Origin of the sequence: Pseudomonas sp. PGPR40, assembly GCF_022014505.1 — a bacterium.
Classification (GTDB): Bacteria; Pseudomonadota; Gammaproteobacteria; order Pseudomonadales; family Pseudomonadaceae; genus Aquipseudomonas.
The window spans coordinates 67,960-82,809 of sequence record NZ_JAKLSP010000029.1; the positions used below are offsets into that span (position 1 = coordinate 67,960).

At 58.9% G+C, this 14,850-nt stretch carries 15 protein-coding genes; 11 read left to right on the forward strand and 4 right to left on the reverse strand.

Going from position 1 to position 14,850, the window contains the following annotated elements; all coding sequences use genetic code 11:
- Window positions 1–2: 2 nt before the first annotated feature.
- Window positions 3–374 carry a glutathione S-transferase N-terminal domain-containing protein gene (locus MEB48_RS22845; protein WP_237886140.1) on the forward strand — a complete coding sequence of 124 codons (372 nt, stop codon included), beginning with the start codon at window positions 3–5 and terminating at the stop codon, window positions 372–374.
- A gap of 190 nt (window positions 375–564) precedes the next feature.
- On the opposite strand, the gene MEB48_RS22850 is transcribed toward MEB48_RS22845, so the two are convergent.
- Complete coding sequence (locus MEB48_RS22850; protein ID WP_237886141.1) at window positions 565–1,731, reverse strand: aminotransferase-like domain-containing protein; 1,167 nt, start codon at window positions 1,729–1,731, stop codon at window positions 565–567.
- Window positions 1,732–1,814: 83 nt separating this feature from the next.
- On the opposite strand from MEB48_RS22850, the gene MEB48_RS22855 reads away from it, so the two are divergent.
- From MEB48_RS22855 to MEB48_RS22865, 3 genes are all read left to right on the forward strand, one after another.
- Complete coding sequence (locus tag MEB48_RS22855; protein ID WP_237886142.1) at window positions 1,815–2,261, forward strand: MarR family winged helix-turn-helix transcriptional regulator; 447 nt, start codon at window positions 1,815–1,817, stop codon at window positions 2,259–2,261.
- A gap of 315 nt (window positions 2,262–2,576) precedes the next feature.
- The gene (locus tag MEB48_RS22860) at window positions 2,577–3,926 is read left to right on the forward strand and encodes an NCS2 family permease (RefSeq protein ID WP_442969118.1); all 1,350 of its coding nucleotides are present in this window, start codon (window positions 2,577–2,579) and stop codon (window positions 3,924–3,926) included.
- A gap of 78 nt (window positions 3,927–4,004) precedes the next feature.
- Window positions 4,005–4,631, forward strand: coding sequence for a LysE family translocator (locus MEB48_RS22865; protein WP_237886143.1), 627 nt, complete (start codon window positions 4,005–4,007; stop codon window positions 4,629–4,631).
- A 191-nt stretch (window positions 4,632–4,822) separates the two neighbouring features.
- On the opposite strand, the gene uraH is transcribed toward MEB48_RS22865, so the two are convergent.
- Complete coding sequence (uraH, locus tag MEB48_RS22870; RefSeq protein WP_237886144.1) at window positions 4,823–5,176, reverse strand: hydroxyisourate hydrolase; 354 nt, start codon at window positions 5,174–5,176, stop codon at window positions 4,823–4,825.
- 435 nt (window positions 5,177–5,611) lie between these two features.
- Between uraH and puuE the strand changes: the two genes are divergently transcribed.
- The 6 genes from puuE (at window position 5,612) to MEB48_RS22900 (ending at window position 11,575) form a co-directional block, all read left to right on the forward strand.
- Window positions 5,612–6,538, forward strand: coding sequence for an allantoinase PuuE (gene puuE / locus MEB48_RS22875; protein WP_237886145.1), 927 nt, complete (start codon window positions 5,612–5,614; stop codon window positions 6,536–6,538).
- A complete protein-coding gene (uraD, locus tag MEB48_RS22880) occupies window positions 6,535–7,050 on the forward strand; it encodes a 2-oxo-4-hydroxy-4-carboxy-5-ureidoimidazoline decarboxylase (protein ID WP_237886146.1) in 516 nt (171 codons plus the stop codon). Before puuE ends, uraD begins: the two co-directional genes overlap by 4 nt.
- A gap of 88 nt (window positions 7,051–7,138) precedes the next feature.
- A complete protein-coding gene (gene alc, locus MEB48_RS22885; protein WP_237886147.1) occupies window positions 7,139–8,134 on the forward strand; it encodes an allantoicase in 996 nt (331 codons plus the stop codon).
- A gap of 139 nt (window positions 8,135–8,273) precedes the next feature.
- Window positions 8,274–8,777 carry an ureidoglycolate lyase gene (locus tag MEB48_RS22890; protein WP_052963640.1) on the forward strand — a complete coding sequence of 168 codons (504 nt, stop codon included), beginning with the start codon at window positions 8,274–8,276 and terminating at the stop codon, window positions 8,775–8,777.
- 50 nt (window positions 8,778–8,827) lie between these two features.
- On the forward strand, window positions 8,828–10,132 hold the full coding sequence (locus MEB48_RS22895; RefSeq protein ID WP_237886148.1) for a urate hydroxylase PuuD: 1,305 nt from the start codon (window positions 8,828–8,830) through the stop codon (window positions 10,130–10,132).
- A gap of 657 nt (window positions 10,133–10,789) precedes the next feature.
- A complete protein-coding gene (locus MEB48_RS22900) occupies window positions 10,790–11,575 on the forward strand; it encodes an outer membrane protein OmpK (protein ID WP_095051876.1) in 786 nt (261 codons plus the stop codon).
- A gap of 205 nt (window positions 11,576–11,780) precedes the next feature.
- Here MEB48_RS22900 and MEB48_RS22905 read toward each other — a convergent pair whose 3' ends face one another.
- The gene (locus MEB48_RS22905; RefSeq protein ID WP_237886149.1) at window positions 11,781–12,953 is read right to left on the reverse strand and encodes a patatin-like phospholipase family protein; all 1,173 of its coding nucleotides are present in this window, start codon (window positions 12,951–12,953) and stop codon (window positions 11,781–11,783) included.
- A gap of 35 nt (window positions 12,954–12,988) precedes the next feature.
- Window positions 12,989–13,921, reverse strand: coding sequence for a lipid A biosynthesis lauroyl acyltransferase (locus tag MEB48_RS22910; RefSeq protein ID WP_237886150.1), 933 nt, complete (start codon window positions 13,919–13,921; stop codon window positions 12,989–12,991).
- A 118-nt stretch (window positions 13,922–14,039) separates the two neighbouring features.
- Here MEB48_RS22910 and minC point away from each other — a divergent pair, with 118 nt between their 5' ends.
- A complete protein-coding gene (minC, locus tag MEB48_RS22915) occupies window positions 14,040–14,777 on the forward strand; it encodes a septum site-determining protein MinC (RefSeq protein ID WP_237886151.1) in 738 nt (245 codons plus the stop codon).
- The last annotated feature ends 73 nt before the right edge of the window (window positions 14,778–14,850 follow it).

The following is a 14,850-nucleotide window of genomic DNA, read 5'->3' on the forward strand; positions in this document are numbered from 1 at the left end:
CCGTGTTAGTAAAAGCGCTTCGTGTCGGCCTCGGCCAACTGATCATCTTCATCGATTTCATTACTCGTCCAGGCAAGAAGCAGCGCCCCGCCGCCGCTCAGGCTCAAGTCGAAACGGCTGCCAAGGGCCTGACCCTGTATCAGTTCCACGCCTGCCCGTTCTGCGTGAAAACCCGCCGCACCCTGCGTCGCCTGAACGTTCCGGTGGCACTGCGCGATGCCAAGAACAACGAACAGGATCGCCAGGCTCTGCTGGAGCAAGGTGGCAAGATCAAGGTGCCGTGCCTGCGCATCGAAGAGAATGGCCAGACCACCTGGATGTATGAGTCCAAGGTGATTATTGATTATCTGGATAAGCGGTTTGCTGCAGCCTGATGGTTTTGTGCTGCGGCTGATGGCCTCTTCGCGGGCAAGCCTCGCTCCTACAGGTTGGCGGTGTGTGCGAATGGTCATCTCGCCCCTGTAGGAGCGAGGCTTGCCCGCGAAGACGTCGGCACAAGCACTACAAATCCCAGACAAAAATAAACCGGCCTATTGGCCGGTTTATTGTTTTATACCTGCCCCCTCAGGCCGCTTCTAACGCCTGAGCCTCGCGCACCACCGCCGCCAATCGCTTGAGCCCTTCGTCCAGCCGCGCCGGATCGATGTGGCTGAAGTTCAGTCGAAGGTGGCCGGGGTTATTGTCCGGCTCAGGGAAAAATGGTTCGCCCGGCATAAACGCCACATCCGCCGCCAGCGCAGCCTTGAGCAGCATGCGGGTATCCAGCGGCTGCTTGAGCGTCAGCCAGAAAAACAGCCCACCCTGCGGCACATTCCACTGCGCCAGGTCGCCAAAATGCTTTTCAAGTGCTGACTGGAATGCATCCCGACGAACCCGATAAAAGTCCCGCAACTCGCTTAGGTGCTGCTGGTATTTCTCAGTGCCGATCCATTGCAGCGCTTGCCATTGCCCGATGCGGTTGGTGTGCAGATCGGCCGATTGCTTGAGCCGCAGCAGGTGTGGGAACAGGTCTGGGCTGGCGATCAGATAACCGACCCGCAGGCCTGGCAACAGGGTTTTCGACACGGTGCCGGTGTAGATCCAGCTGGCCTTGTTCAAGCGACTGGCAATCGGCGTGGCACTGCCGCCATCGAAGGTCAGTTCGCGATAGGGTTCGTCTTCGATCAGGGTCACGCCGAACTCGTCGAGCAACGCCGCCACCGCGTCGCGCTTGGCTTCGCTATAACGCACTGCCGACGGATTCTGAAACGTCGGAATCAGGTAGATGAACGCGGGTTTGTGTTTTTCCAGACGGCTGCGCAATTGCGCCAGGTTCGGGCCATCGGCTTCCTGCGGGACGGTAATGCATTCGGCACCGAACAGCTGAAAAATCTGCAACGCCGCCAGGTAGGTCGGCGCTTCAAGCAGGATCTCGGTGCCTTTGTCGATGTAGAGCTTGGCCGCCAGATCGAGGGTTTGCTGGGAGCCGCTCACCACCAGCACCTGACTCGCCTCGCACGGCACACCCAACGCTCGGGCTTGCGCCGCTAGCGCCTCACGCAGCGCCGGTTCGCCTTCGCTCATGCCGTATTGCCCCATGGACAGCGGCATGTCCGCCCACTCGACTTTCGGCAACATGGCTTCGGCCGGCAAGCCACCGGCGAACGACATCACTTCCGGGCGCTGGGCTGCGGCGAGGATTTCACGGATCAAAGAACTTTTAAGGCGCGAGACACGTTCGGAATAAGCCATGGGGGGTCACCGGTAGCGAGGCCTGAGGAAAATGAGTCAAACTGGTTGACCGAAATTACGACAGACCGAGCGGATACGTCAACATGCTTGACCTTAAAAACCCTAGTACTCAGCAACAAGCCATGGAAGCGTTTTTCTTCGGCTACCAGGCCTTCACCGCCAAGGCCGACGAAATGCTCGAGCGTCGCGGCTTGAGCCGGGTGCACCAACGCATCGTGTTTTTCATCGCCCGCTACCCTGCCCTCAGCGTCAAGGAGTTGCTGGCGTTGCTGGGTGTGAGCAAGCAGGCGCTGAACATGCCGCTGCGTCAGTTGGTGGAAATGCATTTGGTGAATAGCGTCGCGTCCGAGACCGACAAGCGTAAGCGGCTGCTGGAACTGACTGACGATGGCGCGCGGTTCGAGCAGTCGCTACGGCGCGAGCAGGTGAAATTGCTCGAGCGGGTGTTTGCCGAGGCTGGGGAGACGGCGGTGAATGGGTGGCTGGCGGTAAATCTGGCGCTGGGTAAAGCCCAGGTCTTTCCAAGCTGATCGTTCCCACGCTCTGCGTGGGAATGCATCCCGTGACGCTCTGCGTCACATCAACGGCGGACGCAAAGCGTCCATGGCGGCATTCCCACGCAGAGCGTGGGAACGATCGTCTATAGCCGATATATCCCTATTGCCAAACTTTTCGTCTACAAAATCAAAAACATTATTTGCTTTATTTGTATACAAAAGCATAATTCGCTTCGTGCGAGTTCCTGACCATCAAGTCAACAAATTCGCAAGTGCCTCAAAGGGTCGCTGCCACCCTCATGGGTCCGGCCCTGGAAATAACAATAAAACTCTTGAGGAGTACTCGCTGTGGAAAGCCGCAAATCCGAAGCCCCGACGCTGGAACTCTCGCCGCCAATACGCAATGGCTGGCTGGAGCGCATCTTCAAACTCAGCTTGCATGGCACCACGGTGAAGACCGAGCTGATCGCCGGTCTGACAACCTTCATCACCATGGCTTACATCATCTTCGTCAACCCGAACATCATGGCCGACGCCGGCATCGATCACGGGGCGGCGTTCGTCGCCACTTGCATCGCCGCTGCACTGGGTTGCCTGTTGATGGGTCTGTACGCCAACTGGCCGGTCGGCCTGGCGCCGGGCATGGGCCTGAACGCGTTCTTCACTTACACCGTGGTCGGCACCATGGGCTACAACTGGGAAACCGCACTCGGTGCGGTGTTCGTTTCCGGTGTGTTGTTCATGATTCTGACCTTCTCACGGATCCGCGAATGGCTGCTCAACAGCATTCCAGTGAGTTTGCGCTTCGCCATGGGGGCCGGCGTAGGTTTGTTCCTTGGACTGATCGGGTTGAAAACCGCCGGTATCGTCGTCGATAGCCCGGCTACGCTGATCAAACTCGGCTCCCTGCGCGAACCTGGCCCATTGCTGGCTGCCATCTGTTTCCTGATGATCGCCGTGCTCAGCTACCACAAAGTGTTCGGCGCGATCCTCATCAGCATCATCACCGTGACTCTGGCTGGTTGGGGTTTGGGCCTGGTGCACTACGAAGGAATTATGTCAGCGCCGCCAAGCCTTGCGCCGACCTGGATGGCCATGAACGTCGCCGGCGTGTTCAACGTCAGCATGATCAGCGTGGTCCTGGCGTTCCTCTTCGTGCACATGTTTGACACTGCCGGCACCTTGATGGGCGTGGCCCAGCGCGCCAATCTGGTGAACCCCGACGGCAAAATCGAAAACCTTTCCCGCGCCATGAAAGCTGACAGTGCATCCAGCGTGTTCGGTGCGGTGGTTGGTGTTCCGCCAGTCACCAGCTACGTGGAAAGTGCCGCTGGCGTTGCAGCGGGCGGTCGGACTGGTCTTACCGCTGTGACCGTAGGTGTGCTATTTATTGCCGCGATGTTTTTCGCACCGCTGGCTGGCATGATTCCCGCTTACGCCACCGCCGGTGCGCTGATTTATGTGGCGATGCTTATGATGGGCGGCATGGCGCATATCGAATGGGACGAGGCGACCGACAGCATTCCGGCGATCGTCACCGCGATCATGATGCCGCTGACCTTCTCGGTCGCCGACGGCATCGCGCTGGGTTTCATCACCTACGTGGCGCTGAAGGCCGGCACCGGCAAGTACAAGGAAATTTCCGTCAGCCTGTGGGTGCTTTGCGCGATCTTCATCGCCAAGTTCATTTTCTTGTAAGCCGTCTACGTTTCAAAAACAGTGTTTCAAACAGCCTCACCCCGTCGGGTGGGGCTTTTGCACATAGGGAGGAAAGTGATGAGTCTGGAAACCTGGCTGCTGTTCAGCGGCGCTGCGCTGGTGGTGATCCTGATCCCGGGGCCACTGTCGTTGCTGATGATCAGCAACAGTCTGAATTACGGTTTACGCCGTTCTTATCCGGCGTTTCTGGGGGGCGTGATTGCGTCGATCTGCCTGCTCAGTGCTTCGGCTTTAGGTCTGGGCGCTTTGTTGCTGGCGTCGGAACAGCTGTTCAGCGCCCTGAAAATCGTCGGTGCGTTGTACCTGTTCTATCTCGCCTGGCAGAGCTGGCAGCAATCGCGTCAACCATCCCAAGGCGCCGAAGTGCCCCAGGCTGCACCGGTGCCGCGCTTTCGCGCACTGTTCGGGCGCGCATTCATGCTCGGCGCGAGTAATCCGAAAGATATTTTGTTCTTTGCCGCTTTCCTGCCGCAGTTTTTGAGTGCTGAGCAACCGTTTCTGCCGCAGTTGCTGGTGATGATCGTCACTTGGACCGTGCTGGATCTGCTGTGCAAATTGGCTTATGGCCTCAGTGCCCATGGCGCGGCGCGGTATCTGCGTAGCGGCAAGGGGCAGAGTTGGTTTAACCGGGTGAGTGCGGGGTTGTTCAGTGGCGCGGGTGCGGCGTCGTTGTTGAGTCGTTAAAGCAAAAGCTTCGCGAGCAAGCCCGCTCCCACATTGGAATGCGTACTCCTGTGGGAGCGGGCTTGCTCGCGAAGGCGTCATCAGCAACACCACATTCCTCAGGGCAAAAAAAAGCCCGCAGTGTGAGCGGGCGAAAGACCAAAGAAGCTATATGCGCAGTCGCTTCTCGGAGGAGGCAGCTACTTGGGGGATCAACTGCCTCGATACGTGGAATAGCTGTACGGCGAAATCAACAACGGCACATGGTAATGATCCTGTTCCGCAGAGATGCCGAAACGCAGCACCACCACATCCAGGAACGCAGGCTCAGGCAGCTGAACCCCACGGGCGCGGTAGTAATCACCCGCGTGAAACTGAAGCTGATAGACCCCGGACCGATAGTCAGCGCCTTGCAGCAGCGGCGAATCGACACGACCGTCGCTGTTGGTAATCGCAGTGGCGACCCATTCCAGCTGCGCCCCCTCAACGCGGTACAGCTCGACCTTGATCGAACTCCCCGGGCAACCGTGTGCAGCGTCCAAAACGTGTGTAGTCAAACGTCCCATTGATTCTGCGCGCCTGCCTGCGTGGAGCAGTCAGACCTCGCGCCTCCCGAAGTCAGTTGAAAAGGAGACCGCACCGTTTCGGAACACGAAAAGCTGCGGCGAGCGAGTGATTAAGACACTTTTACAAAAAATTGTACACAATAAAAGCGACATTTTTACCCCCATCACCGTCATTCAAGGTTTGACAGCGAATCGAACGCTAAACCATAAGATCAAAGGACCTCTTATCCATTAGCTGACCAGTCAGGCAGGTTTCTTGCAATACTCTTCAAAGTGGGCAGTCAGTGAAAAATGCAAAAAATCAGGCTTACAAAGTGAATATAAAGTTGTATACAATCACTCCATCGCTGTGACGCCAGCCTGCCCTCTCATCGCCAGGCCGCCACACATACCCTGACTTTGACCAAGTCGACACGAACAAGAAGGAAGACTGCAGTGAGCGCTGACTATCCACGCGACCTGATCGGTTACGGCAGTAACCCTCCTCACCCACACTGGCCGGGCAATGCCCGTATCGCGCTGTCCTTCGTGCTCAACTACGAGGAAGGTGGCGAGCGCAATATCCTGCACGGCGATAAAGAGTCCGAAGCCTTCCTCTCGGAAATGGTCTCGGCGCAGCCGCTCCAAGGCGAGCGCAACATGAGCATGGAATCCCTTTACGAGTATGGCAGCCGTGCCGGCGTCTGGCGGGTTCTGAAACTGTTCAAGGAATTCGACATCCCGCTGACCATCTTCGCCGTGGCCATGGCCGCCCAGCGCCACCCGGACGTGATCCGCGCCATGGTCGAGGCCGGCCATGAAATCTGCAGCCACGGCTATCGCTGGATCGACTACCAGTACATGGACGAAGCGCAGGAACGCGAGCACATGCTCGAAGCGATCCGCATCCTCACCGAAATCACCGGCGAGCGCCCACTGGGCTGGTACACCGGCCGCACCGGCCCGAACACCCGTCGACTGGTGATGGAAGAAGGCGGTTTCCTCTACGACTGCGACACCTACGACGACGACCTGCCCTACTGGGAACCGAACAACCCGACCGGCAAGCCGCACCTGGTGATTCCGTACACCCTGGACACCAACGACATGCGCTTCACTCAGGTCCAGGGTTTCAACAAGGGCGACGATTTCTTTGAATACCTGAAAGACGCGTTCGATGTGCTGTATGCCGAAGGCGCCGAGGCGCCGAAAATGTTGTCGATCGGCCTGCACTGCCGCCTGATCGGCCGTCCAGCGCGTCTGGCCTCGCTCAAACGCTTTATCGAATACGCTAAAAGTCATGAACAGGTGTGGTTCAGCCGTCGCGTCGACATCGCTCGCCACTGGCACCAAATCCACCCGTATCAAGGGGCCGCGAAATGAGTCACTTCCAAACCCTGAAGCCATCGACCCTGAGCCGCGACGCGTTTGTCGCCGCCTTCGCCGACATCTACGAACACTCGCCATGGGTGGCAGAGAAGGCCTTTGACCTGGGCCAGGACGCTTCGATCGACGAGATCGAAACCCTGCACCAGCGCATGAGCGACATTTTGTTGAGTGCTGATCACGCAAGCCAACTGGCCCTGATCAACGCTCACCCGGACCTGGCCGGCAAAGCTGCCGTCCAGGGCCAACTCACCGAAGCCAGCACCCATGAACAAGCCGGCGCCGGTATTCACCAATGCTCGAGCGATGAGTTCCAGCGCTTCACCGAGCTGAACGATGCCTACAAAGCCAAGTTCAAGTTTCCCTTCATCATGGCGGTAAAAGGCAGCAACCGGCATCAGATCCTCGCAGCGTTCGAAACGCGCATTCACAACTCGGTCGACACCGAATTCAAATGCGCGCTGGCGCAGATCAACAAGATCGCGTTGTTCCGATTACTGACTCTTTAGCAAGCCTGGCCCGAGCGTAAATGAACATAAAAATCGCCCAGGGCCCTGCAAGCATCCCAAGCCAACTTATTAAAGGCAGACAAGAAGAATGAAAGCTTACGCCGTACCTTTCGAGAAGTTCGTCAACCTGGCCGACGCCCGACTGGGCACCAAAATCATCTCGGTCACCGATGACTGGTTCGCAGACGCCAACCGTCTGTTCCAACCGACCCCGGCCGTGTGGAAGGAGGGCGTGTTCGATGACAACGGCAAGTGGATGGACGGCTGGGAGTCGCGCCGCAAACGCTTCGAAGGCTACGACAGCGCGGTGATCCGCCTGGGCGTACCGGGCTCGATCAAAGGCGTGGACATCGACACTTCATTCTTCACCGGCAACTTCCCGCCGTCGGCCTCCCTGGAAGCCTGCTTCCTGACCTCGGGCGAGCCGAACGAAAACACCCAGTGGACTGAAGTGCTGTCGGCCGTCGAGCTGCAAGGCAACAGCCACCACTACCACGAAATCAACAACGACCAGGCCTTCAGCCATCTGCGCTTCAACATCTACCCGGATGGCGGCGTGGCCCGTCTGCGTGTTTACGGCATTCCGTTCCGCGACTGGTCCGCTGTGGGCGACAACGAGCAGGTCGACCTGGCCGCAGCTCTGAACGGTGGCCGTGCGCTGGCCTGCTCCGACGAACACTTCGGCCGCATGAGCAACATCCTCAATCCGGGCCGTGGCATCAACATGGGCGACGGCTGGGAAACCGCGCGTCGTCGTACGCCGGGCAATGACTGGGTGATCGTCGCGCTGGGCCATGCGGGCGAGATCGAGAAAGTCATCGTCGACACCCTGCACTTCAAAGGCAACTACCCGGACACTTGCTCGATCCAGGGTGCATTCGTGAAAGGCGGCACCGACAGCCAGATCGAAACCCAATCGCTGTTCTGGCGTGAACTGTTGCCCAGCCAGAAGCTGGAAATGCACGCCGAACACACCTTCGCCGAGCAGATCAAGGCACTGGGCCCGATCACCCACATCCGCCTGAACGTGTTCCCGGATGGGGGCGTGAGCCGCCTGCGGGTATTGGGCAAGGTCGCGAAATAAGATTGCGATGATCGTTCCCACGCTCTGCGTGGGAATGCATACCGTGACGCTCCGCGTCACAGTGGACGCGGAGCGTCCATGGCGGCGTTCCCACGCAGAGCGTGGGAACGATCAAATTCAAAAGATTAAGAAGACCAGCATGCGCACATTGACGATTGAACCGCTGACCAAAGAAGCCTTCGCCCCTTTCGGTGACGTGATCGAAACCGACGGCAGCGATCACTTCATGATCAACAACGGTTCGACCATGCGCTTTCACAAACTGGCTGTGGTCGAAACCGCCACGCCAGAGGACAAGGCGATCATCAGCATCTTCCGCGCCGACGCGCAGGACATGCCGCTGACCGTCTGCATGCTGGAGCGTCACCCGCTGGGCAGCCAGGCTTTCATTCCGCTGCTCGGCAACCCCTTTCTGATCGTGGTCGCGCCACTTGGCGATGAACCTGTATCAGGCTTGGTCCGCGCCTTCGTCACCAACGGCAGGCAGGGCATTAATTACCATCGCGGCGTTTGGCACCACCCGGTGCTGACGATCGAAAAGCGGGATGACTTCCTGGTGGTTGATCGCAGTGGCACAGGCAATAACTGCGATGAGCATTTTTTCAAAGAGGATGAGCGTTTGATCCTCGCCCCCCACCAATAAGAGAAGGTCTGATCACTCGACGACAGAGTGACAGGCGAGAGGTAAAGACTGTGGAAGCACATCTGTTGGAATGGCTGAACCTGAGCGTGCGCTGGGTTCACATGATCACTGGCGTGGCCTGGATCGGTGCGTCGTTCTATTTCGTCTGGCTGGAAAACAACCTCAACCGGGTCAATCCGAAAAATGGCCTGGCGGGCGATTTGTGGGCGATCCATGGCGGCGGTATCTATCACCTGGAAAAATACAAACTGGCTCCACCGACCATGCCGGACAACCTGCACTGGTTCAAATGGGAAGCCTACTTCACCTGGCTGTCGGGGGTCGCGCTGCTGTGCGTGGTGTTCTACTCCAACCCGACGCTGTACCTGCTCGCGCCGGGCAGCAGCCTGACCGGCCCTGAAGGTGTTCTGCTGGGCATCGGTTCGCTGTTCGTCGGCTGGTTCATCTACTCCTTCCTCTGCGACTCGGCCCTGGGCAAACGCCCTGCTCTGCTCGGCGCCATCCTGTTCGTGCTGATCATCGGCGCCGCTTACGGCTTCAGCAAAGTGTTCAGCGGTCGTGGCGCATACCTGCACGTCGGCGCGATCATCGGCACCATCATGGTCGGCAACGTGTTCCGCATCATCATGCCAGCGCAGCGCGCATTGGTGGCGGCGATTGCCGAGAACCGCACGCCCGATCCGGCGCTGCCGGCCAAAGGCTTGCTGCGTTCGCGGCACAACAACTACTTCACCTTGCCGGTGCTGTTCATCATGATCAGCAACCACTTCCCGAGCACCTACGGCAGCCAGTACAACTGGCTGATCCTGGCCGGGATCGCGGTGCTGGCGGTGTTGGTGCGTCACTACTTCAACACCCGTCACGACAGCCACAAGTTTGCCTGGACCCTGCCCGCCGCGGCGGTCGGCATGATCTGCCTGGCCTACGTGACCGGGCCGGCGCCGATGTCCAGCGCACCTGAAGTGGCCAAGGCGCCTGGGACCATCGAGTACCAGCCACTGCCGGAAACCGCCCTTGGAGGTGGCAAGAAACCGGCTGAAACTGCACCGGCGGCGGCCCCTGAAACTGCACCTGCTCAAGCGTCGAATGCCGGCCCGGACTTTGACAAGGTGCACAGCGTGATCCAGGAGCGTTGTACGGTCTGCCATTCGGCCAAACCGACCAGCCCGCTGTTCAGCGCGGCGCCGGCTGGCGTGATGTTTGATACGCCCGAACAGATCAAGCTCCAGGCCCCGCGCATCCAGGCCCAAGCCGTCGCCAGCCAGATCATGCCACTGGGCAACATCACCCAGATGACCCAGCAGGAACGTGACCTGATCGGCGCGTGGATTGTTCAGGGAGCCCAAACCCAATAAGTAGCAAAAAGCTTCGCGGGCAAGCCTCGCTCCTGTAGGAGCGAGGCTTGCCCGCGAATGGCCCGCCGCGGTCCACCTGATACAAAAATCACAAGAATAAAAATGTCAGGCGGCGCAATGGCCGCCCTTTCACCGCATCATCCACATACATACACGCATGACAGGCAGACCGGTTGCACCCACGGTCGCGGTCAGCGGCTGCCTGCGCCTCAAACAATAAAAACAAGAGGGAGCAACAGATGATTCGTATCCCGACAAGCCTGTCGTTCAACGCCCGGCTGACCGCCGACAACCATGCCCCAAACCTGTCACCGCCGCTCTGTTGCGGGGCACTTGAGCCATGGCGCGGGAATCAGTATTCTCCGCGCCCGCCCGAATCCGCTCTAAAAAAAAGCGCGGATGTAATTTCTGACCGGAAAGCCAACTTACCCCGGCTCTGGACAGTACCAAGGCACCCCCAAAACCACGCTCAATCGACTGTTTTCGAACAGCCGAACGGGCGTTTTTTGGCTTTTTGAAAGCCTTGGCTCAGCTCTTGCTAACAGCATCAAAGCTGACCGAATGGATGATTTTTTACAGCCGCAAGAAAAGGCGCCACACCAGAGCGCCGACCTTAGAAAAATAACGTCGAACCACCTACTTTTTGGGAGCAACCGAATGAAACGTACGTGCACCAGCCTGATGCTCGCGGGATCCTTGCTGGCCGGGGGCCAGGCAATGGCCGGCGACTTGCTGCAATGGCAGAACAACAGCCTGACCTACCTCTATGGCAAGGATTTCCAGGTCAACCCGCGCATTCAGCAAACCGTCACCTTCGAGCACGCCGATGCCTGGAAATACGGGGATAACTTCTTCTTCGTCGACAAGATCTTCTACAACGGCGAAAAAGACTTCAACGCCGGCCCGAACACTTATTACGGGGAGTTCCAGCCGCGTATTTCGCTGGGCAAAGTCCTCGACCAGAAGATCGAATTCGGCCCGATCAAAGACGTGCTGCTGGCCATGACGTACGAGTTTGGTGAGGGCGATACCGAGTCCTACCTGATCGGTCCGGGTTTCGACCTGGCGATTCCAGGGTTCGACTATTTCCAGTTGAACTTCTACCAGCGCCACACCGAAGGCAGTCGCCCGGGCGACAACGTCTGGCAGATCACACCGGTCTGGTCCTACACCATTCCCGTGGGTGATTCGAACATCCTGATCGATGGCTTCATGGACTGGGTGGTCGACAACGACCAGAACAGCAAAGGCACCTACCACGCCAACCTGCACTTCAACCCGCAGATCAAATACGACTTGGGCAAAGCGCTGAGCATTGGCGAGAAGCAGTTGTACGTCGGTGTCGAGTACGACTACTGGTCAGACAAGTACGGGATCAAGGACAGCCAGTACTTCAAGACCGATCAAAGCAACACGAGCTTCCTGGTGAAGTTCCACTTCTGATCGTAAAAAGCTTCGCGGGGCTTGCCCCAATGCCCGTCAGTTAAGCGAAATTCCTGTAGGAGCGAGCTTGCTCGCGAAGATGGCAGTACAGTCAACATTGATGTCGCCTGACACACCGCTTTCGCGAGCAAGCTCGCTCCTACAGGGTTTCGCGGCTTAACTGACGGGCATTGGGGCTTGCCCGCGAATAGCCGCCCCGCCAATCTCAAGCCGGAACCGCAGGCTCCACCAACCCCAGAAACCGGCACAACTCATCGCGCTTGGCCAGTGCATCGCGCCGCCCCAGATCGATCAATTCGCTGCAATACCCCGCCTCGAACAGCAGGTAACTCAGCACCCCCGCCCCGCTGGTTTTGGTCGCCCCCGGCCCGCGCAAAAACAAGCGCAAGGCCGCCGGTAATTCCTGGCGATGCCGTGCCGCAATTTCATCGATTGGCTGACTCGGCGAAATCACCAACACCTCCACGGGCGCCGCCCCCAATGCACGACTTGGCAGGCCGTCGGGCAGCAGATGGCTGAACTGATTCAGACGCTGCAGCAACTCAATGTCACTTTCCAGGCTATCAATGAACGTACTGTTGAGCATATGCCCGCCGATTTGCGCCAGGGTCGGCTGTTGCCCGGTGTAGACACGCTGCAGCGGCTGTTGCGGATCCACCCCGCGCGGGTTGCCGCTGACGCCCACCACCAGCACGCGGCTGGCACCCAGGTGCAAGGCCGGGCTGATCGGTGCCGATTGACGTACCGCGCCGTCACCGAAATATTCTTCGCCGATTTTCACCGGCGCAAACAACAACGGAATTGCCGAACTGGCCAGCAAGTGTTCGACGCTCAATTGGGTCGGCACGCCGATTCGCCGATGCCGCAGCCAGGACTCGATGGTGCCGCCGCCCTGATAAAACGTGACGGCCTGACCGGACTCATAGCCAAACGCCGTGATCGCCACCGCCTGCAATTGCTTTTGCGCGATGGCCTCGGCAATCCCGGGCATATGCAGTTTGTCGTTGAGCAAACCGCGCAGCGGCGAGCTGTTGAGCAGGGCCACTGGCACCGGAGCGCCAATGCCCATCAGATTGTGACTGACAAAACGAGCGGCTTGATGGATCACCCCTGGCCAGTCGCTGCGCAATACCAAATGGCTGCGCAAACCATGCCAGAAGGCGGTCAGACGCTGAACCGCGCCGCGAAAGTCCATCGCCCCACTGGCCAGGCTGACCGCGTTGATCGCGCCGGCCGAAGTGCCGACGATCACTGGGAACGGATTAGCCGCCCCCACCGGCAGCAGCTCGGCAATCGCCGCCAGCACACCTACCTGATAAGCCGCCCGAGCCCCGCCGCCGGAAAGTATCAACCCTGTAACCGGTTCAGCAGAACTCATCGCAACACTCCATGGTGCTTAAAGGGATCGGTGACTCAACCGCGTTTGGCGTACAGCTTCGCCTCGCCCGGTGGACGGGTCTTGAAGCGACGATGGGCCCAGAGGTATTGCTCCGGACATTCGCGCAAAGCACTTTCGACCCACTGGTTGATGCGAATGCAGTCAGCCTCTTCGGTCTCACCGGGAAAACCCTCGAGCGGCGCATGAATCACCAGCCGATAACCACTGCCATCCGCCAGTCGTTCCTGGGTGAACGGCACCACCAGCGCCTTGCCCAGCCGGGCGAATTTGCTGGTGGCGGTGACGGTCGCCGCCTGAATCCCGAACAGCGGCACGAAGATACTTTGCTTGGCGCCATAGTCCTGATCCGGCGCGTACCAGATCGCTCGGCCTGCCCGCAGCAGTTTGAGCATGCCGCGCACGTCGTCACGCTCCACCGCCAGCGAGTCGAGGTTATGCCGCTCGCGGCCACGGCGCTGGATGTAGTCGAACAGCGGATTCTTGTGCTCGCGGTACATGCCATCGATGGTGTGTTGCTGACCGAGCAGTGCCGCACCGATCTCCAGCGTGGTGAAATGCACGGCCATCAGAATCACGCCCTTGCCGTCGCGCTGGGCCTGTTTCAAATGCTCCAGGCCTTCGACATGGGCCAGTTTCGCCAGACGCTTGCGTGACCACCACCAGCTCATGGCCATCTCCAGGAAGGCGATGCCGGTGGAAGCGAAGTTTTCCTTGAGCAGACGCTTGCGCTCGGCAGCGGACTTTTCAGGGAAACACAGCTCAAGATTGCGCTTGGCGATGCGCCGTCGGTCGCCGGCCACTCGATACATCAATGCGCCCAGGGCGCGACCGATCGACAGCAACGCCGGATACGGCAGCTGCACAATCAGCCACAACAGCCCCAAGCCACACCACAGCGGCCAGAAACGTGGAGAAAGAAATGCTGTTCGAAAACGCGGGCGATCCATTAAAGGTTCCGTCAAGACAGTGGCCGCGCATTCTACATCGTTCGACCCGGCTTGCGGCCTGCGGGCGTTCTCGTTATAAGTCTCGGCACTTTTAGTGACAAGCCGTTGTATGCCGACCATGAGCCAAACCGAACCGCTAGACCAAGATCCCGTGTTCCAGTTGAAGGGCAGCATGCTCGCCATTACGGTGCTGGAACTGGCCCGTAACGACCTTGAGAACCTTGATCGGCAATTGGCCGCCAAGGTCGCCCAGGCGCCCAATTTCTTCAGCAACGCGCCGCTGGTACTGGCCCTGGACAAACTTCCGGCCAGCGAAGGCTCGGTCGATCTGCCGGGGCTGATGCGCATCTGCCGCCAGCATGGCCTGCGCACCTTGGCGATCCGTGCCAGCCGCATTGAAGACATCGCCGCCGCCATCGCGGTCGATCTGCCGGTGCTGCCGCCGTCCGGCGCCCGTGAGCGACCGCTCGACGCGCACGAAGGCACTGTTACGAAAAAACCGGAAAAACCACCGGAGCCGACCATCAAACCGACCAAAATCATCACTTCGCCGGTACGCGGTGGCCAGCAGATTTATGCCCAGGGTTGCGATTTGGTGGTGATTTCATCGGTCAGCCCGGGGGCGGAACTTCTCGCCGATGGGAACATCCATGTATACGGCGCGATGCGCGGTCGTGTCTTGGCCGGCGTCAAAGGTGACACGAAAGCCAGGATTTTCTGTCAGCAAATGACCGCTGAACTGGTCTCTATCGCTGGCCACTACAAGGTTTCCGAGGATCTGCGTCGCGATCCATTGTGGGGCTCGGGCGTACAAGTCAGCCTGTCGGGCGACGTGTTGAACATCATTCGGCTTTAACGGATACTGCCGCATTTTCCAAGCATCTCTAAAACGTAGCGAAAACGGCTCAAACGAAGTAGGAAAAAGGCTA